This is a genomic window from Embleya sp. NBC_00888 (genome assembly GCF_045207655.1).
In the GTDB taxonomy this organism is placed as follows: domain Bacteria; phylum Actinomycetota; class Actinomycetes; order Streptomycetales; family Streptomycetaceae; genus Embleya.
In genome coordinates this window covers 4,836,457-4,861,604 of the sequence record NZ_CP108785.1, presented here as the reverse complement: position 1 = coordinate 4,861,604, position 25,148 = coordinate 4,836,457, and the positions used below count along the sequence as shown (strand labels likewise).

Genomic DNA, 25,148 nt, shown 5'->3' with positions numbered 1-25,148 from the left:
GCACAGCACCCACAACGCCGGACAACCGCCTCTCGGCGGCCAAACCACACCTACAGGTGACACCGTCGCGCGCCGGTGCGCGCACCGAACCGCCGCGCGCACCCCCACCGCGGGAGCCGCGCCGCACCCTCGGCCCGTGCCCCACCACCCCCACCCCCGCGCGATCGCCCGGCTCGGCCGACCGCGGCGCCCGCCAGGTGACAACCCGAAGTCGTCACCGGGCTCGACACGGCCGGCAACACCGGACGTCCCGCGCTGGGGCGAACCTTGTCCTACGGGTGCCGTCGGCACCGGAGTCGCTGCCGTTGAGATTGCCGACCTTGCGGCGGTAGCGCCCCTGGGCGGCCTGCCCATCGATCGGGGACGGTCGTGGCCACGAGCGCGCCGTCCGGGCGTTCCGGGGTGGCCTGGACCGCGTGCCGGGCGTGTGCCGCGCCCCGGATGTCGTCGGAGGCGATCGCAGGTACGGCGGACAGGTGCAATTCGAGGACGCCGACGCCGGGCAGCGCGCCGATCTGTCCGGCGGTGCCGAGACGGATCCGGTCGGCCTCGACCAGGGCACAGGCCGGGGTGTACCGAAACCGGCCCGGCTGGGCGTGCGCGCGGTCGACGAGCCTGGACGCCATGGCGTTCCCGCGCCCCGCGGCGACCATGGCGCTCTCGGCCGGCACAACGTTCGACGCGTCGCTCACCACGGGCCCGCCGCCGCGATACGCCGAGCCAACTCCGCGTCCAGGTTCGCCTGTTCGGCCTTGCCGGGGTCGTAGCCGCTCCACTCCCGCAACACCCGACGGGCGTGTTCGACGCGTTCCGCGTGCTCCCACGGCGTGAGGAGGGAATCGGCGAGGTGCGCGAGATACGCACGCACCGACATGCCCTCCCCAGCCGCCATCTCGGCGAGCCGATCACCGGTTTCAGCAGGAATACGGACATTCGCATCCGACATCGCGGAACTCAGCGCGAATACTCGACAGCACGACCACGCCCGGGGCCGGCATCGCATCGAAACCGAACGCCATTGCCTCGGTTCGACGTTCCGACAGCGTCACCGACGACGCCGATTCGAGCGTCCGGGCGGCGGCGATTACCCAAGGTTTCCGCAGGTGATTCGTGCGCCCATGTCGGGCGTGGGTATGCTCCCGGCGACGGTGAGGCGGATCGGATACTTCAGGGGCGGCGCGTGACGCTTGCGACGAAGGCTGAACAGGCCGCGTGGATCAGGCACATCGCGGCTTCCCCGTTGGTCTTCGGCCATCCGCAGCTCAGCAAGAAGCGTCATCGCATGCTGTACCAGGTCAAACCCGCAGGGAAGTCCGCGCCCATCCTGCAGATGACCGATCTCTCCGGTGGGAACCGGAAAACCCTGCTCGATGCACGGGAGTTCGATGCTACGGGGCAATCCCGCCTCGAGTCCTGGACGTTGTCTCCGGACGAGCGGTTCGTCGCCTTCCAGATCGCCGATCAGACCGAGGACACCCGGCTGTGGGTACGCGAAGTGGACACCGGCCGCCTCGTCGACGGTCCACTCGGGCCGTGCCGCAGCACCTCGGTGGCGTGGGCTCCGGACAGCGAGAGCTTCTACTACGCGAGGATGGCCGGCCCGCACGACGTCTACCACCAGACGCTCTACCGACATACGCTGGCGACGGTCGACGGGGGCTCCCCGAACCCGGGACCGGACGGTCGGAGCGCATCCCCCGGCCGGGACATCGCGATCGCCCTGCCGGAGCCCTCGATCGCGAACTCGCTTTGGATACACCCGATTTCCCTGGTGGGCGACGGACGCTGGCTGCTCGTCTCCCGCTCGGACGCCTGCCGGTCGCCCACCGAACTCCATGTTGCCGACCTGAAGCGCTCGGGCCCGGATCAGCCGCGGTTCGACACCGTGGTGACCCGATTCCGCACCACGGGTCGCACCCCCATGTTCCTCGACGGTCACTTCTACATCGCGGCCCAGGATCGCAGTGACCGAGGCGCCGTCTATCGGGTCCCGGCCGAACGCCTCACCACCAGGGAGGCGTGGCAGGAGATCGTGCCCGAGCCGGAGAATCCTCGCGCGATCATCGGTGGGGTCAAGAGCGTCCGCTCGGACGGCAAACCCCATCTCCTGGTGGAAGTGCTCGAAGACGCTGCCACCCGCCTCGTCGTACACACGACGAACGGCAGCGCCGTACGCGAGATTCCGCCGCCGACCGGAGTCCGGGAGGGAGTGTCGGCCCAAACCGTGTCGACGCCCGGCGACTCGCTGCTGATCACTTGGGGAGCACCCGGATTCCGGGAGACGATCCGGCACAGCCCGGACACCGGCCGGCCCCTGCAACGATGGCAACCGCCGGGCGTGAAGCCCGCGCCCGCCTCTCGACGGCATCGCGACCTGGTCGTACGCAAGGAGCCGTTCCGGACCGCGGACGGAAGCCTGGGGTGCATGTACGTCTCCCATCGGAAAGGCATCGCCCTTCCTGCGCCGACGATGCTCACGGGTTACGGATTCAACGGGGCCGTCGACGCGCCGGAGGCTCCCTATCTGGCCGCAGCGGCCGACGCGTGGCGCGATGCCGGCGGAGTGGTAGCCCAGGCAACCTTTCCCGGGGGCGGCACGTATGGGGAGGCGTGGGGTCGTTCCCGAGATGGGCATTTGCGGCAACTCTCGCCCGAGGACTGGGCGTTGGCAGCACATCGACTCTTCCGAACGGGGTTCGCCACACCGGAGCGTCTGACCTCGACGGCCTGCTCCTCTCCGGGCGGAGTGGTCGCGGAGGCGCTGCGTCGGTATCCGGAATTCGTGAAGAACGCCACCCTGATCGTGCCCGTCATCAGCCACACCAAGCTTTCTCGCGACGAGAACGATTGCAGCGGGCTCTGGCAGATGGGTGAACTCACCGAACCGGACGGCGTCCTCCCACACGGTACCCACGTCACCATCGCCGTCACCGAACAAGACACCCGGGTCAACCCTCGAAACCACGGCATCCCGTTCGCCCGCGATCTGGAACGTCATGGGCACAGCCACACGCTGCTGCGCTCTCCCACAGGCGGACATCCGGTGATCTTCACCCCGGTCGCCTGGCAGGGAGCCCTGATGGCGGAGACCGCCGCCCGGGTCGAACTGAAGCCTCCCCCGACCCGGCCCAACCACCTGGGCACCTCGATCGTCGCCGCCACGGGACTCCTCCCGACGAGCCGAGTGGTACCAACGATCACCCGGGTGGGCCAAGTCGGCCGCGGCCTCCCCGAGGCGGGACCACTGGCCCACCCCGTCACCAGCACCGTCCACGCGTCCCCGGCCGATCGAAGAACCGAGCAACGGGGGCTGGACTGAGGGACCTCGTGTCTTCCGGACGCGCCGAATGTGGTCTCGCCACCAGGCCGTGCCCCGGGCCGAGGCCGTGTTTCACATCGCGGTGGTCGCGCTGGAGATCGCGGTGGCCGTGCTCGACGCGCCATCGCATCCTCGCGACCCGGACCAACCACCGGCGTGTTCGAGGCCGTCACGACCACCGGCGGGACCCACCGACACCACCCGAGCGAACGGCCGCACTCCGTGGCCCGCGCACGGTCCTGCCGGTTCGGGCATCCCCGGGGCGGCGGTGACTCTGTACTACGAACGGTCGATCGCCCGGCCACGATCGCGATCGGCGCCCGGCGGGGTGGCCGCCGCCCTCACCCGGCCCACCCGGCAGCGCGCAGCCGCGCCGGGCCACGGTCGCCCACCCACGACGCCGCCCCTGTCCGGGTGTTCGGACAGGGGCGGCGCGCCTGGTATGTGGTCACACCGCCAGTCGGTGCACGCTCCCGTACGTCGTCCCCGCGAACAGCCACCGGCCGTCGGCCGACACGGTCAGCGACGACACCGACGGCTCCGGCAGGTTCCTGGTGATCGAGCCCCAGGTCCGGCCGCCGTCGGTGCTGCGCAGCACCCCGAGCGCCGGGGTGAGGTAGTAGTGCGAGCCCGCGAACACCGTCGAGCCGTCCGGAGTGAACGCCAGCGAACTCAAGGAGCCGCTCAGGTCGGCGGCCACCTTCGCCAGGTGCTTGCCGTCGTCGGTGGTCACGTAGAGCGCGTCCTTGGCGGCGATCACCGCGTGGCCCGGGGTGCGCGGGTTCAGCGCGATCGCGCTCACCCAGCCGTCGAGGACCTTGTTCAGGGTGACGCCGCCGTCGGTGGTGCGGAACAGCCCGTCCGGGCCGCCGAGCCAGGCGCTGTCGGGATTGGCCCGGTCGACGGCGACGCTGGTGAAGCCCTTCAGGTCGTCGTGCCCGTTCTGGACGAGGGACTCGCCGCCGTCGTTGCTGGTGTACACGGCCGACGGTGAGTGGGTGGCGATGTACACCCTCTTCGGGTCGGCGGGGCTGACCGTGATGCCGAGTGCCTTGCCCGGCACGGCGGCCTGGACGATGGTCCACCGCAGGCCCGCGTCGGTCGACTTCTCCAGGTAGAAGCAGGGTTGGTCGGAGGTGCAGGTGTTGCGTACCCGGTACACCGTCGAAGGGTTCGACGGATCGGTGGCCAGGCCGTCGATCCGGTTGCCGAAGGTGTGCGGCGCGGTGCCGGAGAAACCCCATTCCTGGTACCCGCGCGGCAGCCGGCTCTTCAGTGGCGCGGACGACTGGTAGCTGCCGGTCATGGTGCCCGCGACAATCGCCGGGCCCGACCTGCCCTGGGCGACGGTCAGCGACAACACTTCGGAGCCGGGCACCCCGATCCGGCGGAAGGACTGGTGGTCGTCGGTGGTGTAGATGCCCGCGCCGGCCGAGATCACGTCCGTGCCGGGCCGTCCGGGGAAGGTGCCGGTGGTCTCGTACAGGTCGATGCGGGCCAGCCCCGCCTCGGCGTGCCAGGTGCGGCCGTTGTCGCGGCTGCCCCATTGCTGCATCTCGCCGGTGGATTGGTTGACCTGGATGTGCAGCCGGCCCGAACCGTCCACGATCGCGGCCAGAACCACCACGTCGGTGCCCCACGGCCCGCGCAGCGCCCGCCAGTGCGCGCCCCGGTCGGTGGAGACCTGCGCGACCTGCAGGTCACCTCTGGTGACCAGGGTGCCACCGGTGCCGGTGAACTGATCGACACCCGCGCCGGTCGAGCCGGGGCGCGGCAGCTTCACCGGGGTCCGCACGCCCCGGCGGAGCACCCAGACGTCGGCGCCGGACGTGAAGTACAGGTCGCCGCCGGTGAACTTCGGATTCCGGGCGTCGGCAGGGGAACCGGGCAGCGGAAGCCAGGTGTTGCCGTGATCGGTGGTGACGTGCACACCGTCGGAGGCCGTGGCGTACAGCCGCGCGCCGGTCGGGTCGAACACGACGCCGCTGACCTTGCCCGGGGTGTCCAGCACTTGGGTGAACGTTTTGCCGGCGTCGGTGCTGCGCAGCACGTACCCGTGCCAGTTGTCCTTTTGCTGGCCGCCGGTGAACACCACGTCGGGCCGGAGTGGGCTGGCCGCGACACCGCCGGCGTCAAAGGCGTTCACGGGCAGTTCGTTGCTCTGCTGCCACGTGGTGCCCCGGTCGTCGGATCGGAAGACGACGTTGCCGATCGGGGTCTGCACGTAGGCCCGTTCGGGCCGGGCGGGGGTGAATGCCAGTTTGCCGCCGTTGCCGTTCGGGCCGACCTGCCGCCATTCGTTGCCCCGGGTGGCCAGGGTCGTCGGCGGGTCGTCGGGGGCCACTGATTGCGCTTCGGCGGGCGCCGCGCCGAACGCGCCGAACACGGTGCCGAAGGCCACCGCGGCGATCAGGAGTAGTCGGCGCCGGGACAGCTTCGCTGAACCCGACCGTGAATGCTGTGCGTTGAACATTCCATCTCCCATGGGGCCGGTGGTGTGCTCTTTGTAGTCGCGGCTCCCGACGGTCGGCCAGGTGTGGCCGGTGTCCGATTGCGGCCGGCGCCGGAATCGGCCATGCTCGCTCGCCATGGAAGATGACGAACTCGTGTTCGGCGCCGTTGGGGTCGCGCCCTTCGACGAGCGGGTCTATCGCACCGTTCTGGCCGGACCGCCGGTCACCGTGCGCGACTTGGCGGAGCGCACCGGCGCGGGCGTCGAGCGGCTGCATTCGGCCCTTGCCCGGCTGCGCGGCCACGGTCTGGTCAGCCGACTCTCGGGCCGCCCCACCCGGTGGGCGGCCGTCAGCCCCACCGCCGCCCTCGCCGCCCTGGTCCGCAACGCCCACGCCGACCTCGGCAGGGTCACCGAGACGGCCGCCGAACTCGAGGCCGTCTACCGCGCGCTCGGCGAGGCCGCCCGCCCCGGCGAGGGCGTCGAATTGCTGACCAGCGCCGACGAACTCGGCCGGTGGTTCGCCCGGCTCCAGCAGGAGGCCACCGAGGAGATCATGAGCCTGGACCGGCCGCCGTACGTCCTCGCCCACGGCAACCCGCTCCAACACACCCTCCTGGGCCGTGGCGTCCGGTACCGCACGATCTACGCTCCCGAGGCGTTCGCGATACCCGGCAACCTCGACGACGTGACCGGCCTGTCGCAGGCCGGCGAAGAGGCCCGGGTCCTCGCCGGCATCCCGCTGAAGATGTCCGTCGCCGATCGCCGGATCGCCCTGCTGCCCCTGCACCTCGACTCGCCCATCACCCGCAGCGTCGTCATCCGGGGCACCACCCTCGTCGACGCCCTGGTCACCCTGTTCGAAGGGCTCTGGACTCAAGCCGTCCCACTCACCGCCGCCGGCCCCGAGGAGTGCGACCCGCTCGACGCGGAGGACCGGCGGATCCTGAACCTGCTGCTGTCCGGACTCAAGGACGAGACGATCGCCCGGCAGTTGGGCACCAGCACCCGGAGCCTGCGGCGGCGAATGCGGGTGCTCCTCGACGAGTTGGGCGCGGAGAACCGGTTCCAGGCCGGGGTGCAGGCAGTGCGACGCGGCTGGGTGTAGGAATGCTCGGACGGACCAGGAGCAGAGCCCCGGGGACGACGCGACCCGGGCCCTGGGGGCGGCGAGGAAGGCCCTGCCGTCGTGCGGCGACTTCGCGGAGACGACCGACAACCCCGCCCCCGAGGAGAGTTCCACCGTCGAATACGCGCCGACCGGCGGTGCCGGCTACGACATCGGTGACGACAGCCTGTCCCTGGAATTCGTCACGGACGAGCCGTACTCGATCGTCATCACCGTGGTCCGGGTGGGGGCCGATACTGATCAAAGGCATGTCCATGGGCATGTTCGGCCCACCGCCGGTGGCGATACCCGAGGCGGTCATGAAGGCGCAGGTCGACAAGGTCGCGGCGATCACGCGCCCCCGCACGGTGACGAGCCACGACCCGCCGGAGACCGCATGGTCGCCGACACGCACCGTCTGTCGCCAGGCGGTACGCCGAGCGCAGATCACCGAACGCCGAACCCGAACGACTCCTCTGGGAGCCGGGAGATGCGCGGGTGGGCGGGGTGTGGGGTGTGGGGTCGATCCGGGATGTTCGTGGTCGGTCGACGCGAGATCCGAAGTGAGTTCCGGTGTCGATGCGGAGCTCCGGTCGGGTGTCGTTCCGGTGAATCTCCGCGCCGGCAGGATGAGGGTCATGGTGAACGACGATGTGGCTTCGACCGCGCTCCTGCGGCGGCTCGACGACGCGGACCACCCGACGGCGCCCCGAGAGTACGACGAGCAGGAGATCTCGGCCATGCTCGACCGGCTGGTGTCCCGGTTGGAGGCCGACTTCGCGACCCGCTGCCCGGCACGGCGCTACCACCGGAACACCGTCGAGTACGCCCGTGTCGTCGTCCCGGGCGAGGCGACGGTGTGTGGCGAGCGGATCGTCGTCTCCGTGAGCAACTTCGGCTCGCCGGCCATGGTGGCGGCGGAGAACCCCGGAGCCTACCTGGGCACGGACGACGCGCGCGAGGAAGGGGCCCTGGACCTCGGGGACCTCGCCACCGTGGAAGGCGCTCTGAACGACACCGGGTACGTGGTGGTAGCCGAAGAACTGCTGCATACCCGATACGACGGCCCCGCGCCGCTGCGTAAGGACGAGCGATGGCCACCCACCTGGTGGGACCGCTACTTCGGCCACGCATAGGCACTCCGCTACGAAGTCGGCCCCGGCCTCCTGGTCCCGAGCCGTTCGGCGCCCGTCACCGCTGGTTGGGATCGTCGCGGTCGGGCCGGTCCAAGAGTTCGTCCGCGCTGGGCGCGCTTGAGGAGGCTGCGGTCGCCGCGAAACCGTGGTGCTGCCGGAGCGCTGACGGGCGACGTCCGGAAAGGTTTTCAAAGAAGTTCGGGTGGCGGTGTCGGATCGGGGTGGTGGTGGTGTTCGTAGCAGGAGTGAGGCCGCCCACGAGCGGTGGCGCCAAGTAGAGGAATCTGGTCGACGAGATGACTCTGATCGTCGTTCCCATCGTTCTCGGCCAAGGCGCGCGATTGTTCCCGCAGTTCGGCCCGGACCTCGCGCTCGACCTGCTCGAGTCGCGAATCGACTCGAAGGGCGTGACGATCCAGGTCTTCCGGCCGGCCGGGCGCCCGCGCCATGCGCCGACTGAAGCACCTGCCCGATAAAGCAAAGTGTCTTGACGCCACAGGAGATGATCTTCGGATGCAGTACCTGATTTCCGTGATCCACGATCAGGCCGGCCTCGCCACCCCGGACGAGGACGCTGCGATCGACGTGTTCAATGACCGGCTCCGGACGGAGGGCCACTGGGTCTTCGCCGGCGGCCTCGCCTTGCCCGACACGGCCACCGTCATCGACAACCGGGGTGGGGAGGCGCTGGTCACCGACGGGCCCTTTCTGGAATCCAAGGAGTACCTCGCCGGCTTCTGGATCATCGAGGCCCCCGACCTCGACGTGGCGCTCAAGCTGGCCGCCGAGGGGTCGAAGGCCTGCAATCGGAAGATCGAGGTGCGGCCGTTCCAGTGAACGGGGTCGACATCCGTGAGGCGGTCACCCGGGCCCACCACGAGGAGTGGGCCCGGGTCGTCGCCGCCCTGACCAGGCGTTTCGGTGACCTCGACATCGCCGAGGAGGCGGCCGCCGAGGCGTTCGCGACCGCCGTCGAGCGGTGGCCGACCGACGGCCTGCCCCCCAACCCCGGCGCCTGGCTGACCACCACCGCCGGCCGCAAGGCCATCGACCGGATCCGGCGCGAGAACAAGCGCGACGACAAGCACAGGGAGGCGCAGATGGTGTACGACGACGACCCGCCCGAACCCCTCGGCGCCATCGACGACGACCGGCTCCGGCTGATCTTCACCTGCTGTCACCCGGCGCTGTCGATGGAGGCCCGGGTGGCGCTGACGCTGCGCATGCTCGGCGGTCTGACCATGCCCGAGATCGCCCGCGCCTTCCTGGTGGCCGAGAGCGCCATGGGGCAGCGGATCACCCGCGCGAAGGCAAAGATCAAGGCGGCTCGCATCCCCTATCGCATGCCGTCCGCCGACGATCTGCCGGCTCGTGTCTCCGGCGTACTGGCCGTCCTCTTCCTCGTCTTCAACGAGGGCTACCTGGCGACCGGCGCCGACACCGATCCCGTACGCCACGACCTGACCGCCGAGGCGATCCGGCTCACCCGACTGATCCGCACCCTCATGCCGCAGGACGGAGAAGTGGCCGGGCTGCTGGCGCTGATGCTGCTCATCGAGGCCCGCCGTACCGCCCGGGTCTCGGCCGGCGGCGAGTTGGTCGCGCTCGACGAGCAGGACCGCGGGGCCTGGGACGCCGCGCTGATCGCCGAAGGTCATCGGCTGGTGCGCGAGCGCCTGGCCGCTGCCGCCGCCGGGGTCGCCCCGGGTCGCTACCAGATCCTCGCCGCGATCAACGCCGTGCACACCTCCGCCCGCGATATCCGCGACACCGACTGGTCGCAGGTCCTCGCCCTCTACGACCGGCTCGTCCGCCTCGACCCCTCGCCGATCGTCGCCCTCAACCGGGCCATCGCCGTGGCCGAGCTCGACGGGCCGGAGGTGGCACTGGCCATCGTCGACCGCCTCGCCGAGGCGTTGGCCGGCTATCACGCCTACCACGCCACCCGCGCCGACCTGCTGCGCCGGCTGGGCCGGAGTCGGCAGTCGCGCGCGGCCTACGACCGGGCCATCGAGCTGGCCGGCAACACCGGCGAGACCGCCTACCTCACCCGCCGCCGGGACCAACTGCGGTAGCGCCCGCGTTCGACGAGCGCACGCCAACCCTTCTCGCCGAGCAACGGCGCAGGATTCGGGGACGCCGGGTCGCGGCGGCCGTAAGGACGCGGCCTGTTGCCGACCGGCCGCGACTCGCGCGGTACTGCTCGGCGGGCCGCCGGCCGGTGCCGCCGGTGCCGGCTTCCTCCGCTGCCACCAAGCCTTCGTTACCGCGACCTACGCGCCGTTCCATGCCGAAGATCCCGGAGAGTCGCACGCCGACGCCGACGCGGGCGCCGTCCCGTCCGACCCATTCCGGTTCGGCGTCGTCCCGTGCACCGCACTCGAACCCGTCCTCGTCTTGCGGTAGGTGTCGTGCGTCGAACCGCCCGGCCGCAACAGACCTTCATCCGGATCGCACTCGCGCTGACCACGCTCTGGCTCGCGCTCCCGCTTGCTCCGAACCGCACGACTACATCGGCCGGGCTCCTGCTCGCAGGTGGTCATGTACCGGCAGCGGCGATCTTCATACCGGGCCCGACGTGGGTGCTCCGGAGAGCGCCCCGACATCGCCGGCCGTCGCACGCGGCTGAGAAGCGTGCGTGGTGCCTCCACACCCCCGTGGTCGGTTCGCCGGCGACACACGCGCCGGAGGATCCGGACGAAATTTCCTTGTGGGCGGTGTCGGATCGGGTCGAGGGCGTTCGTAGTAGGGGTGAGAGGTCGCCCAAGTGGGGCGTCCGAGCTTGGAAGGGAAGGACGTCCTCGTGACCACCTTGACGGAGACGGGCACAGTCACCACCCCCCACTCCAGTCGCCCGATGTGGGCGATCCTGGGGCTCGTGCTGCTTGCCGACGCCCTCGACGTGATCGACGCGACCATCACGAACATCGCCGCCCCCACCATCGCCGGCGAGCTGGGCGGCGGTGAGAGTCTGATCAAGTGGCTGGGACCGGCGTACATGCTCGCCATGGGTGTACTACTCGTGGTCGGCGGACGGCTGGGGGACAAGTTCGGCCAACGCAGGCTTTTCCTGATCGGCATCGGCGGGTTCACACTGGCCTCGGCGGTCGCCGGGTTCTCACCCGACCCGGCCCTGCTCATCGCCGCCCGGGTTGCTCAGGGAGCGTTCGGGGCTCTGCTCATCCCGCAAGGCATGGCGATCATGACGAAGGCCTTCGACCGCGACATGCTCGCCAAGGCGTTCGGGCTGTTCGGCCCCGTTCTCGGTGTCGCCAGTGTCGGCGGCCCGGTGCTGGCCGGATTCCTCATCAGCGCCGACCTGTTCGGTCTGTCCTGGCGCCCGATCTTCCTCGCAAACGTCATCCTTGGCACCATCGGGCTGGTCGTGGCCGCCAAGATCCTGCCGCGTGACGACGACGGCGACCGGTCCACCGTCGTCGACGGTTGGGGCTCCGGCCTGCTCGCGGTAACGATGATCGGGCTGCTGTACGGCCTGATCGAGGGCTCGACCAACGGCTGGAGCGCGGTCCCCGTCGTCTCCATCACCACCGGCGTCCTGTTCCTGGCCGCCTTCGCCTACCGTCAGCGCACCGCAACCCACCCGCTCATCAAGCCCTCGCTCATGAAGAACCGGGGTTTCACTTCCGGATCGCTCGTGTGTCTGGTCGCCGTCGCCGCCGGCGCCGGCCTGCTCTTCGTGCTGTCGCTGTTCCTGCAGGAGGGGCTGCACACCGACCCGCGGGACACCTCGCTCGCTCTGCTGCCGCTCACCCTGGGGCTCATCGTCGCCGGGTTCGCGGCCATGGGCGGCCTGGTCGCCAAGCTCGGTCGCACCCTCGTCTTCATCGGCCTCACCGTCGACCTCGTCGGTTGCGGTTGGGTACTGCTCCTCGTCGATCGCTCCGGGACGAACGTCGGCCTCTGGGCGCTGGCCCCGGCGTTCTTCGTCATCGGTGTCGGTATCGGCCTCGGCTTCGCCACGATCCCCGTCGTCGCTCTCGGCGACGCGAGCCCCGAGGAAGCCGGCAGCGCGAGCGGCTCGTTCAGCTCGATCCAGCAACTCGCATCAGCGATCGGCTCGGCCGCCGTCACCTCGATCTTCTTCCAGGCCGCAACCTCCGGACCGGGCCACGCAATGAAAGTCAGTCTCATCGTCGTTCTGACCGTCACCGCCCTCAGCCTCCCGGTCGTCGCCCTGATGCCACGCGAGGCACCATCGGAACCCCAGTAGTGGGCAACCGGCAAAACGTGGCGAGGATGGCAGGCCGACGGGGTACCTCCCGACCCGTTGGCCGACCATCCTCGCCGCGTGGTTGATGCTCAAACGCCGCTTGTTCGGCCGCGCGGGCTTCCGCCCGTATGCGGGTGCTCAGTCTGGGAGCAGGCGTGCGATGAGGGTGCGGGTCCACTCGGGGGTCAGGGGTAGGTCGGTGAAGACGGCCCGGTAGTAGAGGGGGGCGAGGACGGCGTCGGTGGTGTGTTCGATGGTGGGAGGCTGTCCGCCTCGGGCTTGTTCGCGTTCGAGGATGGCTTCCAGTTGCCTCTGGCGTTCTCCGCGGCATGCGGCGGCGCCCTGTTCCCCGCCTGTGCCGATGGTGGCGCGCACCAGAGCGAGGGTGTCCGGGTCGCCGAGGTCTTTGGCTAGGTCGTACGCGTAGCGTTCCAGGTCACCGCGCAGGCCGCCGGTGTCGGGGACCACGATCTCGCCGGAGAAGCGGCTGGCCATGACGTCGGCGAGCAGTTCCCCGACGGTACCCCAACGGCGGTAGACCGTGGTGGCGTGCACGCCGGCACGGGCGGCGATGACGGGGATCGTGAGTGATTCGTTCGCCTCGTCGGCGACCAGCAGCCGATCACCGTGTACGCCGTTCGTGCCCTGGTGACGCGGGAGGCCATCGACCGCTACGGGGACCGCCTCGACTTCGTGCTCGTCGACCTGGGCAGCCACCACTTCCCGGTGGAGGCCCCCGAAGCCACGGCGAAACTTCTTGCCGCCGTGCGGAGCTGACGAGGCATCGGCGTGGGCCGTGAGCCCGGCCACGGCCCGGGCCGGTGGTCCGGGACCCGGGGACTCCCCCTCCGACGCGGGACGGGGGCCACGTCGGATTCGCGGCAACGGCCCGGAACGCGGCGGTACTTCCGGTCGCCGCGGCCGGCCGGATCGATAGCGTGTCGCCGGCCGGCGAACCGACGGCGAACGGCCCGGTGGATGCCGTGATGGTCGAGCGCCCCCTCCTTCGCGCGACCCGCACTTCCCCCGGCGTGGGCGCCCCGCGGACAAAACGGCCCGGCTCGACCGGTACCAACGCGCGCTGTGCGCCCGGGTCGCGTGTGCTCGAGCAGGGCACTCGCGGGGCACAGGGGCCGTCGGCGGGCGGCTGACGATGTGGCCCAGGACCATCACGTCCGAACGTGATGGTCCTGGCGGAACAGGCCAAGGGAGCGCGAAAGGTTGACGCACATGCCTTCATGGTCGGTACCGGCGAATGCGGACTGCCCGCCGACACGGTCGAGTTCGTCGAGGCTGCGGCGGCCGACAGCCGGCAGCGGCGGGTCGCTAGCGTCGCAGGCCGCGGTCCAGGGCGGCGATGCCGCTGCCTCGGGCGTCGTCGCCGTCCAAAGCCCAGATCATGACGCCGGCCAGGTCGTGCCGGCGGGCGTAGCGGGCCTTCGCGGTGAGGATCTCGGCGTTGTCATAGGTGTAGAAGGTGTTGCCGTCGTATTTCCACGAGGCGCCGTGGTTTCGGTCGACGTAGGTGGTGCCGGGGTGGGCGCCGAGTTCCTTGTAGGTGAGGTCCGGTGCGGTGGCGGTGGCCTTCTGGTAGAGGCCGTTGCGGTCGCCTGCCGGGACGCCGGTCCAGCCGTGGCCGTAGAACGGGACGCCCAGGACGGTCTTTCGGGAGGGCAGGCCGAGTCGGGCGTAATGGTCGACGGCCTTGTCGGCGCTGCGTTGACGGGTGTCGGGGTCGGTGGGGTCGGAGTACAGGTTGGCGTGGTGGTTGGTGGGGCCCTTGGTTTCCCACGCGCCGTGGAGGTCGTAGGTCATGAGGTTGATGAAGTCGACCGAGGCGGAGACCTTGGGGATCTCCAGGCGGTCGGCAACCACGGAACTGGCCGGAAGCGCGGCGGTCAGCAGGTAGTGCCGGGGCTTGGGGTGTTCGCCCCGGGTCTTGGCCTTCTGCGCGGCGTACTCGTCGAGTTGCTTGCGGAACTCGGCCATCAGCAGGGTGAAGTTGCGGCCGTCCTCGGGGCGGTCGACGTTGCCTTCCGCGCCGCCGCCGCCCGGGTACTCCCAGTCGACGTCGATGCCGTCGAAGACGCCTTCGGCGGCGCCGGGGCCGCCCTCCGGAGCGCCGCCGAGCCGCGGCACGTCGCCCTTGATGTAGAGGTCGACACAGGAGGAGACGAACTTCTTGCGCGACTGGTCGGTGGCGGCGGCGTCGGAGAAGTACTTGGACCAGGTCCAGCCGCCGAGCGAGATGACCACCTTGAGCTGCGGGTTCCCGGCCTTCAGTTTGCGCAGTTGGTTGAAGTGGCCCTTGAGTGTCTGGCGGGGGGTGTCGGCCACGCCGTCCACCGACTCGGCGGCGGTGAACGGGCGCTGGTAGTCGTCGTAGGCGTAGCCCTGACCCTCGATGTTGGCCTCGAAGCAGGTGCCCTCCGCGGAGACGTTGCCGAAGGCGTAGTTGATCGTGGTCAGCTTGGCGGCCTGGCCGGTCTTCTGGACGCGTTTGGCGGAGCTGTCGGGGCCCCACTGGGTGAAGTACCCGATCCGCTGGCCTTTCGGCTTCGGACCGTGCGGCCCGTTGCCGGCGGCGGCGGTCGCGGTGGTGGCAGTGGTGGTGGCGAGCAGCACGGCGGCGGTGACGGCCGCGAGCAGACCGGATGGACGAACGGTCACGAGCGCCTACTTTCCGACGGGGCGTCACGGCGCCCTGGGCCAGGCATGGCAAAGGTCTAGTCCATTCCGCCGCACGTGTACAAGGGGTGCGTTCGGATCGGTGCGATATGCAAAACGCCGGTTCGTCGAGGGCGGGTTCGGTGCCGGTGTTCGGCAGATGTCGGCCCCTGGCGGCGTGTTCCGATCACCGTCGGTCCGAGGTTGCCCGGTCTTCTCGCAACCTGCCGCACCGCGAGTCAACCGGCCCCTCCGCCACAGGCCCACCGGCGCGTGTGCCGGACCGTCATGTCCGGATCTGACAACAGACCGTCATTGTCGCCGTCGAGCAACACGGGCCAGGATGGATCCATGTCCAACACCCGCCGTGTCGTCATCGCGGTCTTCCCCGGCGTCGACCTCCTCGACGTCACCGGCCCTGCCGAGGTCTTCGCCCTGACCAACCGGGAGACCGGGGGCGCGGCCGGCTACCGGGTCGAGCTTGCGGGGCAAACCCGCGGCGAGGTGACCACGTCGGCGGGCCTGCGGCTGGTCGCGGACCTGTCCTTCGACGAGGTGGACGGCGTGCTGGACACGCTGTTGGTCCCGGGGGCGGTCGATGCCGGCCCCGGCGGCGATGTCGCCCGTGTGGACGACGACGTGGTGGCGTGGGTCGCCAGGATCACGCCGCCGGCCCGCCGGGTCGTGTCGGTGTGCACGGGCGCGCACCTGCTGGCCGCCGCCGGGCTGCTCGACGGCAAGACGGCGACGACGCACTGGTCGACGGCGGCGCAGTTGGCGGCCGAACATCCCGGGATCACCGTCGACCCCGACCCGATCTTCGTGCGCTGCGGCAACGTGTGGACCAGTGCCGGGATCAGCTCCTGCATGGACTTGGCCCTGGCACTGGTCGCCGAGGACCTGGGCGAGGAAGTCGCCCTGGCAGTGGCCCGGCAACTGGTGATGTACCTCAAGCGCCAGGGCGGCCAGAGCCAGTTCTCGGTCCCGCTGAGCCGGCCGCCCGCGACCCGCCGCGACATCGACGATCTGCGGATGTTCATCGTCGACCACCTGGACGGCAACCTGTCCACCACCGCCCTCTCTGCACGGATGTGCCTGAGCGAGCGCCACTTCGCGCGAGTCTTCCGCCAGGAGACCGGGACCACGCCGGGCGCCTACGTCGAGGCCGCGCGGGTGGAAGCGGCCCGCCGCCTCCTGGAGGGCACCGACCAACCCTTCGACCAGGTCGCCGCCGTGTGCGGGCTCGGCTCGGTGGAGACGCTCCACCGCGCACTGCGCAAGCGAATCGGCACGACGCCCGCGGCCTACCGGCGGCGGTTCCGCATCACCGCCTGACTCTTTCGCCTCGATCCCGAGCAACACACGCGGGACGGCGGTACCACCCCCTGACCGGAAACAACGCACGAGGCAGAACCACCGTGACTGCCGCACGGGCCTCCGCGACGCCGACACGGCGCCGCGGCCCGTGTTCGACCTGAACACGGTCCGCGCCCGGACTACCGGTCGCCTTGCGCTGCCCGGCACCGCCCTGTCCCGATCGACGTGCAGACCACCCACCGGACCGGCCTCATGGCGCCGGCCGGCGCCCCGCCGCCGGTGTTCGCCTCCCGGCCACCACGCGCCCGTCGACACCCGGGTCGCCCACGACGGCGGTGAGGGCACGCCGACGACATCGGCGGGTTGTTTCCCCGCGAACCCTCGGCAGTTCAGCGAAACCCGATCACTCGGAAAGGACGGCCGCCCATGCCTTGGCCAAAATCGTTGAGCACGCTGCGGGAGCGCCCCTATCGACTCCTGTGGACCGCTCGCGGCATCTCCGCCATGGGCAATGCCCTGATACCGGTGACAGTGGTCTTCGCCATCCTGCGCTCGGGTGGCAACGCTCTGGATGTCGGCGCGGTGCTGACCTGCCAGGCAGTCGGCCAGGTGGTGATGTTGCCGGTGGGCGGGGTCTGGGCGGACCGACTGTCCCGCAAGCTCGTGCTGATGGCGGCCGACGCCGTCCAGGCGGTCTGCTACGGCCTGCTCGCCGTGCTGATATTCCTGCATCAGGCATCAGTTTGGCAGTTCGCCGTCACCTACACGATCGCCGGCATGGCCTTCGCCTTCTTCACCCCGGCGTCCAGAGCCGTCCTACCCGAGGTCGTGGGCGCCGAGCATCTGCAACCGGCGAACGCCCTGCTCGGCCTGACCGACAGCACCACCAAAGTGCTCGGCCCGGGCCTCGCCGCGCTGCTGCTGGCGATCTCCAGTCCCGGCACCGCGATCCTCGTCAATGCCGTCAGCTTTCTACTCAGCTTCGTGCTGATCTCCCGAGTGCACCCGCACAGACAGGCTCAGCGGTCCGAGAAACAGCACTTCTTCGCGGACCTGCGCGACGGTTGGTCGGCGGTGGCCCAGCGTCGCTGGTATCTGGCCAACCTGCTCTGCTGGGGCGTGTGGAACTTCGCGATAGCGTTCTTCTTCGTCCTGGGCCCGGTCGTGATGCAGAACGGCCACGGCGGAGCCACCGCCTGGAGCGTGATCATGGTCACCGGTTCGGTGGGCTCCATCGCCGGCGGTCTGGCCGCCCTGCACTACCGGCCGCGCCGCCCACTGGTCGCCACGAACGCGGCCGCGGTGATCGGCATCGCCCCGCTGGCGCTACTGGCTCCCCCCGCCCCGCTCTTCGCCATCGCTCTCGGCGTGGCCGTGGCCTTCGCCATGACCTCGCTGGTCGGCGAGGTTCTGGCGACGACGCAACAACAGCTCTTCCCCGAGGAGTTGCTGGCCCGTGTGAGCTCACTGGACTGGATGATCTCGTTGATCGCCATGCCCGCCGGCTACGCCGCCGCCGCGCCGGTCGCCGAATTCCTCGGGATGCGCACGACCCTGTTGGCCGCGGCAGCCCTCATCGGCACCCCTTGCCTGCTGAACCTGCTGCCCGGCGTGCGCTCGGTCCAGCGCTTCCCCGACGGCACCATCGGCATCACCGGCGCGCGGGATACCGATGCGCCCCTCCCCGAAGCCGCATCCGCTCCCTCGCCGACGGTCTCGACCCGGACACCTGGCCCATCGGGTCCGTGATCCGTCCCGTTGCACCCGGGTACGAGGTTCCGTCGAGACGCCGGGCTTCCACGGTGCGAACCGATTCGTCGGCCTTCCTGTCGACTTCGGCAACCAAGGCCGGCGGTGCCGCGCTTGACGGTGCATGGACGCCCCGGCGTCGACCGCGCCAGGCCGGTCGATCAGGCGAGCGGCGTGCGCGGGCGGCCTCTTCGAGGCCCTCGACCCCCGACTTCGACGGGCCGCACCCGGAACACCGACACCGCCTTCACCCCCGCCACTGCCACTGCCACCGTCCAAGCCTCCTCCGTCGCCGCCTACGACGGCAAACTGCACGTCGTCCACCGCGGAGGCGGACTGGTGCAACCACACCCGACCGGCCGGGCACAGGGCGCCCCCGGAATCACGGCCGGGATCTGCTCCGCAACGCCGTCGGCGCACGTTGCTTCCCCGCAAGGTAGATGGGTTTTCCTCCGACGGATCCTCGCATCCGTGACCATCAACCGGCTCGCGCGCGGCGACGACGCGCGTCCAGTGCCATATGCCGAGCGCTCGTGGCAGTCCGCTCCTCGATGTGCCGCAACGTTCGCCGGCCGGTGCCGGGCGGTGGTTGGCGGTGGTTGGCTTGCGGTGCCGCAGGTACGACCCGAGCACCGGGGTGCTCGTGCTGGTCGAGGGGCGAGCGGCCGATTCCGCGAACCCGGAAGGGGATTCGGCCCTGACCCTGGATGCCCTCAAGCGGCGGGTCGGCAGTCAGGTCGAGTACCTCGTCCACCGGCTCGACGAGCAACTCGGGACACGGTCGGATGCCATACCCTTCCTCGCCCATCGGATAGTCCGGGAAGCGCAGCCGGACGCAGTGCTGTTCCGACAGTTCGACGCCGTGGTCGTCGACGTCGCACAGGAAGTCGCAGCACTCGCCCTCCGCTTGCAGGAATTCCCACAGGACGATCTCGCTGAAGCACGCCCGGACACACCATCGGCCGACGCGACCGATCCGCCCGCACGGATGGCCGGCGCGCCGCCGGAACGCCCTCCCGACACGGATCGTTGCACCCGCGTCGGCCGACGCCCGGTGCGGGGCAGTGGCGGCTACGCCTTCGGCTGTTCCGGGAAGTCGCCGGTGGGCAGGCCCAGGAGGACGCGGATGCGGTACGCGAGATCGGAATCCGGTGGGTTGAATTCCCGGATTGCCCGGGCGAGTTGGTCTTGGGACCTCGCTTCGATGATCTTGAGCCAGGAGGGCCGCATGGACACGTTCTCGCGCGCGAGCGCGTCCGCGAGTGGAGCGACGTCGGCCGGCCACGGGGTCGCGGCGAGCTGCCGGGACTCCTCGTCCTCGGCGGCGAGCCGGTCGACGGCGAGGACGCGCACCTCGGACCACGGGCGGCCGTCCTCGATGGCCCCCTCGAACGCGTTGATCGCCCGGTTTCGGCCCGACACGATCTGCTGGTAGCGCCGCGCGGCCTCGGCACGCGTCAGCGTGGCGCCGGTACGCGGCGGCAGGCTGAAGGGGGTTGCCTCCGGAACGGAGCGAGTGGCCGGGCTTCCGGGCCGAGTCGCCGGCGATCCCGACGAGGTCGCCTTCGGGGTGGCACGGGTGGTCGAGGACGCGGCCGGTTCGGGACGGGTGCCGGACGCGAGGTCGGTCGCGGCCGAACAGCCGATGACGGAGACGGATATCAGGGCCGTGCTCGCGAGAGCGGCAAGCACGGTACGGGGATTGTCGATCACGAGGACGTGAGCATAGGCCTCCCGCACACCGGCACGGCAGGCGGGGTCACGGCTCGTTCGGACGCGCCCCGGGAACGAACCCGCTCGGACGGCCGGACGCCCCCGGCACCCCCGACGACCCGAACTCTGGTCGCCCACCGGGGCCTTGCCACCTCGGACCGCCACGTACCCGCCATGGCCCACCGGAGTCACATCGTCCTCGCCGATGGCGACCACACACTCGCCGAACATCCGACGGTGTCCGCGTTCGACGGCGGCGTCATGGACGACGACCATCCAGGGGTCCGTGGCGGAAGATGCGGATGCGGCCCGGCCGCGTCGGCCACGACGCCGACATCACCGCCCGGTTCGATGCCAAGATCGTGAGACCGTGCCACGGCGGCTGAGACTCCACACGTGTGGAATTTCGCAGTTCGTGTCCTACGCCGACGCCGACGCTGCGACCTGGGGCTTCTCGCGGTGTCTCACGACGTGTCCGGTCCCGGAACCTCACGACCGCGTCCGAACCCTCGAATCGGACGCCGTGTGCGGGCCGCTGTCCTGTCGCCATGGAGTGGGCAGGTGACGAGGCTCCGGCCTGCGGAGCTGACCGCCGCTGTGGGAACCGCGGGCGGTGTCGAGTTGCTCCATCTGCGCTTCGATGGCCGAGATCCGCGATTCCACGGTGTCGCGCCAGTTGTGGGTCGCGGTACGCCCGGCGAACACGGCGGCGATCTCGTCCAGCGACATCAGCCCGGTGTCGCGCCAGATCCGGATCAGCGCGATCCGATACAGATGCTCGGCGTCGTAGTAGCGCCGACCGGCTCGCCGGTGCGGCGTGATCAGCCCGCGGCGCTCCCAGTAGTGCAGCGTCGAGACGGCCAACGCGAAGCGGTCGGCGACGTCACCGACCGGAACCAGGGTCTCGCTCATGCGCCCGGTTGACCTCAACTCGGGTTGAGAAGGCAAGGTCGATGGCGTTCGACCCGGACCGGGTGCGCGGGTGCCTCGGAGGTGGCGGGTCGCTCGATCACGCACGCCTCGGGAGGCTCCATGGGCAACGAAAGCACGACATCGGCCAAAGCCGAACGGGCGACGCGACGCCGCGACCGGCAGGGACGGTGCGGGGTGGTCCCCGCCTCCGGCCCGACCGCGGGCCCCGTCCCCGGCGTCGGCAGCCGCGTCGCCCACGCCGACGCCCTGCCGGTACGGCGTTCGCGAGCTCGTGCTCGAGACGCTCACGCGGTGGAAATCGGGCGGCTCGCCGCCGAGGCCCCTTCTGACGGGCCCCGGCGGCGTGCCGGTGGGCGCGGACGGTCTAGTTGTTGGTGGTGAAGACGACGTCCACCCAGAAGTTGGTGTCGTTGTGGGTGCTGGTCGGGAAGCCGCTGGAGCCGTACTTGTACACGCCGTTGCCGCCGACGCTGCCGGACGCGGGGGCGATGATCGCTCCCCCCGCCGCGTCCGTCAATCCGCCCTCGGTGGAGGAGTACCGGCCCGCGGGGGCGAAGTATGAGGCCACGTAGGTGTAGTTGGGGTAGATCGGGACCGGCTGGTCGAACGTCACCTGCTGCCAGCCGGATTCGGACTCGTTGGTGAACGTGGCGGTGGCCAGTTGATAGCCCGCGCCGAACCAGATGGTTCCGGTGTGCGGGCCGGCGTTGCCGGGGCCCTTGTAGAACCGCAGGCCGGTGGCGAACCCGCGTGTGTTGACGCCGAATTTGACGCCGACTTCGATGCTGGTGGTGTCGTTCTCCGCGAGTACGGCCGGCGTCGCGTTCGAGGGCCAGATGGTGCAGGACGGGTCGCAGACGGGTGGCGGGCTGTCGGCAGTGGTGAAGGTCCACCTCTTGGTGGGCATCGGGGTGCCGTCGAGGGATTTCACACCCATCAGGTCGACGAAGTAGGTGTTGGCGGGCTCCAGGTGGTAGGTGAGATCGAAGGTGGTGATGCGGCTGGTGGCGTTATAGGTCGTGGTGCCGGGGCGGCCGCCGCTCTCGCCTTGCCAGATCACCCAACGGATGGTGGAGGGTTGCACTTCCCGGTCGAAGGTGGCGGTGATGTTGGTGTCTACCGGGACGGAGTTCTCCCCTTGCGTCGGGGAGATGTCGATGACCGCCGGCGCGGGACCGGGGGCGTCCGAGGTGTTGAACACCGGGTCGACCCAGTAATTGGTGTCGTTCCAGGTCGAGTTCGGGAATCCGGTGCCGTAGAGGTACACCCCGTTGCCGCCGGCGGCGTCGCTCGCGGGTGCGGTGAGCGGGCCGCGGACGTGCGCGGTGCTCAGGCCGCCCTGGTCGGCGTTGTATCTGCCGTTGGGCGCGTGGTACGAGGCCACGTAGGTGGTGCCGGCGGTGACCGGGACGGGCTGGGCGAAGTTCACCTGTTGCCAGCCGGAGTCGGACTCGTCGGTGAACGTGGCGGTGGCCAGTCGATCGCCGGACGCCGACCACAGGGTGCCGGTGTGCGTGCCGGTGTTGGTGGTGTCCTTCCAGAAACGTACGCCGGTGATGTAACCGGCCTGGTCCGCTTGGAACTTGACGCCGAGTTCGGTGGCGGCGGTGTCCGGATCGGGACCGGAGGAGGGCTGTTCGGTCGATGCCCACAGGGTGCACGGGCAGGTCACCGACTGAGCCGGGTCGCCGTCGACGCCGATGTCCGTGGAGCCTGCGGCCGCCCGGGCTGTCCCCGGTGCGGCGACGGTTAACGCGAGCAGTAACGCGAGGATTGTCGGAATGGATGCCCTGTGCAGCCTTGGCCAAGCTATGTTCATGGGTGTCCCCCACTCGAACATCACTTCCCGGGGCGGTTGTCCCGGGGCCGAGCTATGGGAGAGTCTGCTGCACGTCCCGGCCCGTTGTCCGGGGTTCGTCCGCTCGTGAAGCGGGTCGTGGGGTTCCGCACGACGGTCCGGGGGACGCCTGAAGGTGGTGATCACCGGCGGCGCGGGTTCGCGCATTCGGTGTGCGTGTTGTGCACATGCCGTCGGCGCAGGGTGATTCGGTGGCTACGCCGGCAGGCGGTGAGGTGACGCTCACGGTTTCGAGGCCGGGATCGGGGCAGGGCCAACGCGTCTGCCCCGCCTGGCGACGGCCTCCCGCCACTCCGCCGACACGCGGGCCCGGCCACGCAAACGCGGCATCACCGGTGGCACCGTACTCGCCAGGACCGTGCGGCAGGGCACGGCGCCCGGCGAAGTCCGTGGCCTACAGCGTGGATTACGGCAGCGCCGTGCAGGCGGCGGCTTCCGCTCGTCGGATGGACCGAACTGACATCGGCTCAGGTTGCGGTTTCGGTTTCGGTTCCGCCAGGGTTTACACCCGGGGCAGCGGTGGGCTTCGGGAAGAGCAGCCTGTGAATGCCGGCCGCCAGGATGCCGCCCACCAACGGGGCGACGATGAAGAGCCACACCTGATCGAGGGCTGTCCCGCCGACGATGAGGGCAGGCCCGAGACTGCGGGCCGGGTTCACCGACGTTCCGGTGATCGGAATCCCGATGAGGTGGCACACGGCGAGCGACAGCCCGATGGTGAGCCCTGCCATCGTGGCATTCGCGGTTCTGCCGGTTACGCCGAGGACGACGAAGACAAAGAGAGTGGTCAGCACCACCTCGATCAGAAAGGCACCACCTCCGTTGATATGGATGGCACTGGCGTCACCCCAGCCATCGGCCCCGAGGCCGGTGGTCGAACGGCTGTAAAGGGGCGAACCGACGAACGTGCCCCATAGGAGCAAAGCCCCGAGGATCCCGCCCACGAACTGCGCGACCCAGAAACCGACCGCCTCCACCAGCGAAATCGCGCCCGCCAAAAGGGCTCCGAGGGTGACGGCCGGATTGACATGACAGCCCGAAATGGGCCCGAGCACGTACGCCAAGGCCAGAAGAGTGAGGCCGAACGCGAGTGCGGTCGCGACCACGCCGGCGGCGTAACTGGTCCCCGTGGTCCCGAAGCCGAACGACAAGGTCGCCACACCGACGGCGACGTATACGAGCAGTCCCGTCCCCAGCAATTCCGCAGCCAGCTTACGTACCATGTCGTTCCCTTCCAGGACGGATACCAGAGGATCACTGCGGTCTGCGAAGTACGTGGATACGAGCCCGAACCCCTGACGCATACAGAGAGTGATTGAAAATTATCACAAAGTAGTCACTCATTGAGTGATATCGGCCTATTTCGTGGCGAAACCTACCGGCCGCAGGACACGTCGACATGTCCTGGACCGATCCACGACAACTCCCTCGTCCCGGCGCAGTGGCGGCTCCACATGACCGCCACACGCCGCCTCCACGAGCCGTTCAAGGGCCGGCGGACGCGCCGTCTCGGCGAGCGGCGGCGCGGCTCGGGACGTCGAAGGGGTGGGTAGGAGTCGCTGTTCGAGGCGGTCGCCGACCTCGGGCGCGGGCTGACCACGGGGGCGTCCGCCAACGCCGAAGCTCGCGGCGACGACGGATCTCCCCGGCCTTCGCTCCGACGCGTCAGAAGCAGGGGCTGCCGTCACCGGAGCGGGTGATGCCGGGCCGGGTGTCCAGTGACCACATGTGCGTGCATCGGGGGCACTGAAGGTTGACGACCGGCCCGTTGTTGGAGATCAGGTAGCGCCAGTGCTCGCCGCAGTTGCGGCGGTCGGCGCAGGTCGTGCAATGGCGGGCGTCGTCGCACACGGGGCAGGGCACCCAGGCGCGTCGGGCGAGGTCCGCCTGTGGATCAATGGGCAGCCGCACGACCCGGCTCCTCCCCCGGCAGGACACCGGCCGCCACCAGCAGGTCGTGGATGCGCCGCTGTTCGGCGTCCAGGCCCGAGTAGAGGAGGGCATACGCCTCGTCCTCGCCTCGCAGGACCGCCACCGGGTCCCAGTCGGGCCCGAGTGCGGCCACGACCTCGGCCCGGCGCCGGGTCTCCTCGAAGGTCAGGTCGATCGTGAAGCGGACGAGATCGTCGGTGTTGTCCTGGTTCATGGCGAGACTCCCGAAGTGCTGGGGAACCCGCCCATCCCTACCAGGCACCCACCGCCGCGGGGAAGAGCGGCCCCCGCCGCCTCGGGACGACCCGGGGCGAGGCTCCACCCCGCCTCATCGACGGGGCATCCTCGGATCGGCCGACACAGGCGGGCCGTTGCCGCCACCAAACCTCGAACGACGGACACGGCCCACCCACAGCACTATGACGTATTTCACGGCGCGCCCCGCAGGGTGCGCCGAGCCGGCCGCAAGGCGCAGCGGCGGCGACGCCGCCGGTCGATGCGGCCGCCCGCCGGCCGCAGGCGTCCCTGCCGCGCAACGTACCCGGGCTTCCTGATGCGCACCGGTTCGGTCTCCGTCTCCGTCCCGAGAGGCTCGAGTCCGGCAGCAACGCGCTGCTCGTTGACCATGTGCAGCACGGTGCTCTCGCACGCTGACTCGGCCGGGAGCGGCATCGGGGCGTCTTCGGCCGGTGGTCCGTCTCCCGAAGCCACGACGAAGGCACCGAGGGTCCGG

At 70.1% G+C, this 25,148-nt stretch carries 20 protein-coding genes and 1 pseudogene; 10 read left to right on the top strand and 11 right to left on the bottom strand.

Annotation, left to right across the window (positions count from 1 at the left end; all coding sequences use genetic code 11):
• Positions 1–272 precede the first annotated feature (272 nt).
• Positions 273–692 (bottom strand): hypothetical protein, encoded by a 420-nt coding sequence (locus tag OG948_RS55555; RefSeq protein ID WP_331772707.1) that lies wholly within the window; start codon positions 690–692, stop codon positions 273–275.
• Positions 689–892, bottom strand: coding sequence for a hypothetical protein (locus tag OG948_RS55550; protein WP_406300779.1), 204 nt, complete (start codon positions 890–892; stop codon positions 689–691). The genes OG948_RS55555 and OG948_RS55550 overlap by 4 nt, the downstream gene beginning before the upstream one ends.
• A 288-nt stretch (positions 893–1,180) precedes the next feature.
• On the opposite strand from OG948_RS55550, the gene OG948_RS55545 reads away from it, so the two are divergent.
• The gene (locus OG948_RS55545) at positions 1,181–3,319 is read left to right on the top strand and encodes a prolyl oligopeptidase family serine peptidase (protein ID WP_331772705.1); all 2,139 of its coding nucleotides are present in this window, start codon (positions 1,181–1,183) and stop codon (positions 3,317–3,319) included.
• Positions 3,320–3,767: 448 nt separating this feature from the next.
• Here the strand turns inward: OG948_RS55545 and OG948_RS55540 are convergent, their stop codons facing one another.
• Positions 3,768–5,792, bottom strand: coding sequence for a hypothetical protein (locus tag OG948_RS55540; RefSeq protein ID WP_331772704.1), 2,025 nt, complete (start codon positions 5,790–5,792; stop codon positions 3,768–3,770).
• 115 nt (positions 5,793–5,907) lie between these two features.
• Here OG948_RS55540 and OG948_RS55535 point away from each other — a divergent pair, with 115 nt between their 5' ends.
• From OG948_RS55535 to OG948_RS55505, 7 genes and pseudogenes are all read left to right on the top strand, one after another.
• Positions 5,908–6,879: a helix-turn-helix domain-containing protein gene (locus tag OG948_RS55535; RefSeq protein ID WP_406300778.1), complete on the top strand. Its 972-nt coding sequence runs from the start codon at positions 5,908–5,910 to the stop codon at positions 6,877–6,879.
• A gap of 638 nt (positions 6,880–7,517) precedes the next feature.
• The gene (locus tag OG948_RS55530; protein WP_331772702.1) at positions 7,518–8,015 is read left to right on the top strand and encodes a hypothetical protein; all 498 of its coding nucleotides are present in this window, start codon (positions 7,518–7,520) and stop codon (positions 8,013–8,015) included.
• Positions 8,016–8,299: 284 nt separating this feature from the next.
• A pseudogene (locus OG948_RS55525) lies at positions 8,300–8,491 on the top strand (dihydrofolate reductase); the annotation flags it as partial.
• Between the two features lie 37 nt (positions 8,492–8,528).
• Entirely contained in the window at positions 8,529–8,852 is a 324-nt protein-coding gene (locus OG948_RS55520) for a YciI family protein (RefSeq protein ID WP_331773622.1), read from the top strand.
• A complete protein-coding gene (locus OG948_RS55515) occupies positions 8,849–10,090 on the top strand; it encodes a DUF6596 domain-containing protein (RefSeq protein ID WP_331772701.1) in 1,242 nt (413 codons plus the stop codon). Before OG948_RS55520 ends, OG948_RS55515 begins: the two co-directional genes overlap by 4 nt.
• 294 nt (positions 10,091–10,384) lie before the next feature.
• Positions 10,385–10,822, top strand: a complete 438-nt coding sequence (locus OG948_RS55510) for a DUF6069 family protein (protein WP_406300777.1) — start codon at positions 10,385–10,387, stop codon at positions 10,820–10,822.
• 50 nt (positions 10,823–10,872) lie between these two features.
• Complete coding sequence (locus OG948_RS55505; RefSeq protein WP_331773621.1) at positions 10,873–12,246, top strand: MFS transporter; 1,374 nt, start codon at positions 10,873–10,875, stop codon at positions 12,244–12,246.
• Positions 12,247–12,384: 138 nt separating this feature from the next.
• Here the strand turns inward: OG948_RS55505 and OG948_RS55500 are convergent, their stop codons facing one another.
• Positions 12,385–12,963, bottom strand: coding sequence for a TetR-like C-terminal domain-containing protein (locus OG948_RS55500; RefSeq protein WP_331772700.1), 579 nt, complete (start codon positions 12,961–12,963; stop codon positions 12,385–12,387).
• A 609-nt stretch (positions 12,964–13,572) separates the two neighbouring features.
• Positions 13,573–14,916, bottom strand: coding sequence for a glycoside hydrolase family 18 protein (locus OG948_RS55495; RefSeq protein WP_331772699.1), 1,344 nt, complete (start codon positions 14,914–14,916; stop codon positions 13,573–13,575).
• A gap of 348 nt (positions 14,917–15,264) precedes the next feature.
• Between OG948_RS55495 and OG948_RS55490 the strand changes: the two genes are divergently transcribed.
• A complete protein-coding gene (locus tag OG948_RS55490) occupies positions 15,265–16,248 on the top strand; it encodes a DJ-1/PfpI family protein (RefSeq protein ID WP_331772698.1) in 984 nt (327 codons plus the stop codon).
• Between the two features lie 408 nt (positions 16,249–16,656).
• Positions 16,657–17,979 (top strand): MFS transporter, encoded by a 1,323-nt coding sequence (locus tag OG948_RS55485; RefSeq protein ID WP_331772697.1) that lies wholly within the window; start codon positions 16,657–16,659, stop codon positions 17,977–17,979.
• A gap of 1,071 nt (positions 17,980–19,050) precedes the next feature.
• On the opposite strand, the gene OG948_RS55480 is transcribed toward OG948_RS55485, so the two are convergent.
• The 6 genes from OG948_RS55480 to OG948_RS55455 form a co-directional block, all read right to left on the bottom strand.
• Positions 19,051–19,692 carry a hypothetical protein gene (locus OG948_RS55480; protein ID WP_331772696.1) on the bottom strand — a complete coding sequence of 214 codons (642 nt, stop codon included), beginning with the start codon at positions 19,690–19,692 and terminating at the stop codon, positions 19,051–19,053.
• A gap of 489 nt (positions 19,693–20,181) precedes the next feature.
• Positions 20,182–20,604 (bottom strand): MerR family transcriptional regulator, encoded by a 423-nt coding sequence (locus OG948_RS55475; protein ID WP_331772695.1) that lies wholly within the window; start codon positions 20,602–20,604, stop codon positions 20,182–20,184.
• Positions 20,605–20,989: 385 nt separating this feature from the next.
• On the bottom strand, positions 20,990–22,297 hold the full coding sequence (locus OG948_RS55470; RefSeq protein ID WP_406300776.1) for a DUF4082 domain-containing protein: 1,308 nt from the start codon (positions 22,295–22,297) through the stop codon (positions 20,990–20,992).
• A gap of 653 nt (positions 22,298–22,950) precedes the next feature.
• A complete protein-coding gene (locus OG948_RS55465; protein ID WP_331772693.1) occupies positions 22,951–23,706 on the bottom strand; it encodes an aquaporin in 756 nt (251 codons plus the stop codon).
• A 442-nt stretch (positions 23,707–24,148) separates the two neighbouring features.
• Entirely contained in the window at positions 24,149–24,394 is a 246-nt protein-coding gene (locus tag OG948_RS55460) for a hypothetical protein (RefSeq protein WP_331772692.1), read from the bottom strand.
• A complete protein-coding gene (locus OG948_RS55455; RefSeq protein ID WP_331772691.1) occupies positions 24,378–24,629 on the bottom strand; it encodes a DUF6400 family protein in 252 nt (83 codons plus the stop codon). Before OG948_RS55455 ends, OG948_RS55460 begins: the two co-directional genes overlap by 17 nt.
• Between the last annotated feature and the right edge of the window lie 519 nt (positions 24,630–25,148).

Excerpts from the sequence above, each read along its gene's own strand:
- OG948_RS55505 (WP_331773621.1), top strand. The coding sequence starts at position 10,873 with ATGTGGGCGATCCTGGGGCTCGTGCTGCTTGCCGACGCCCTCGACGTG.
- OG948_RS55540 (WP_331772704.1), bottom strand. The coding sequence starts at position 5,792 with ATGTTCAACGCACAGCATTCACGGTCGGGTTCAGCGAAGCTGTCCCGG.
- OG948_RS55490 (WP_331772698.1), top strand. The coding sequence starts at position 15,265 with ATGTCCAACACCCGCCGTGTCGTCATCGCGGTCTTCCCCGGCGTCGAC.
- OG948_RS55485 (WP_331772697.1), top strand. The coding sequence starts at position 16,657 with ATGCCTTGGCCAAAATCGTTGAGCACGCTGCGGGAGCGCCCCTATCGA.
- OG948_RS55475 (WP_331772695.1), bottom strand. The coding sequence starts at position 20,604 with ATGAGCGAGACCCTGGTTCCGGTCGGTGACGTCGCCGACCGCTTCGCG.
- OG948_RS55455 (WP_331772691.1), bottom strand. The coding sequence starts at position 24,629 with ATGAACCAGGACAACACCGACGATCTCGTCCGCTTCACGATCGACCTG.
- OG948_RS55520 (WP_331773622.1), top strand. The coding sequence starts at position 8,529 with ATGCAGTACCTGATTTCCGTGATCCACGATCAGGCCGGCCTCGCCACC.
- OG948_RS55535 (WP_406300778.1), top strand. The coding sequence starts at position 5,908 with ATGGAAGATGACGAACTCGTGTTCGGCGCCGTTGGGGTCGCGCCCTTC.
- OG948_RS55550 (WP_406300779.1), bottom strand. The coding sequence starts at position 892 with ATGGCGGCTGGGGAGGGCATGTCGGTGCGTGCGTATCTCGCGCACCTC.
- OG948_RS55465 (WP_331772693.1), bottom strand. The coding sequence starts at position 23,706 with ATGGTACGTAAGCTGGCTGCGGAATTGCTGGGGACGGGACTGCTCGTA.
- OG948_RS55530 (WP_331772702.1), top strand. The coding sequence starts at position 7,518 with ATGGTGAACGACGATGTGGCTTCGACCGCGCTCCTGCGGCGGCTCGAC.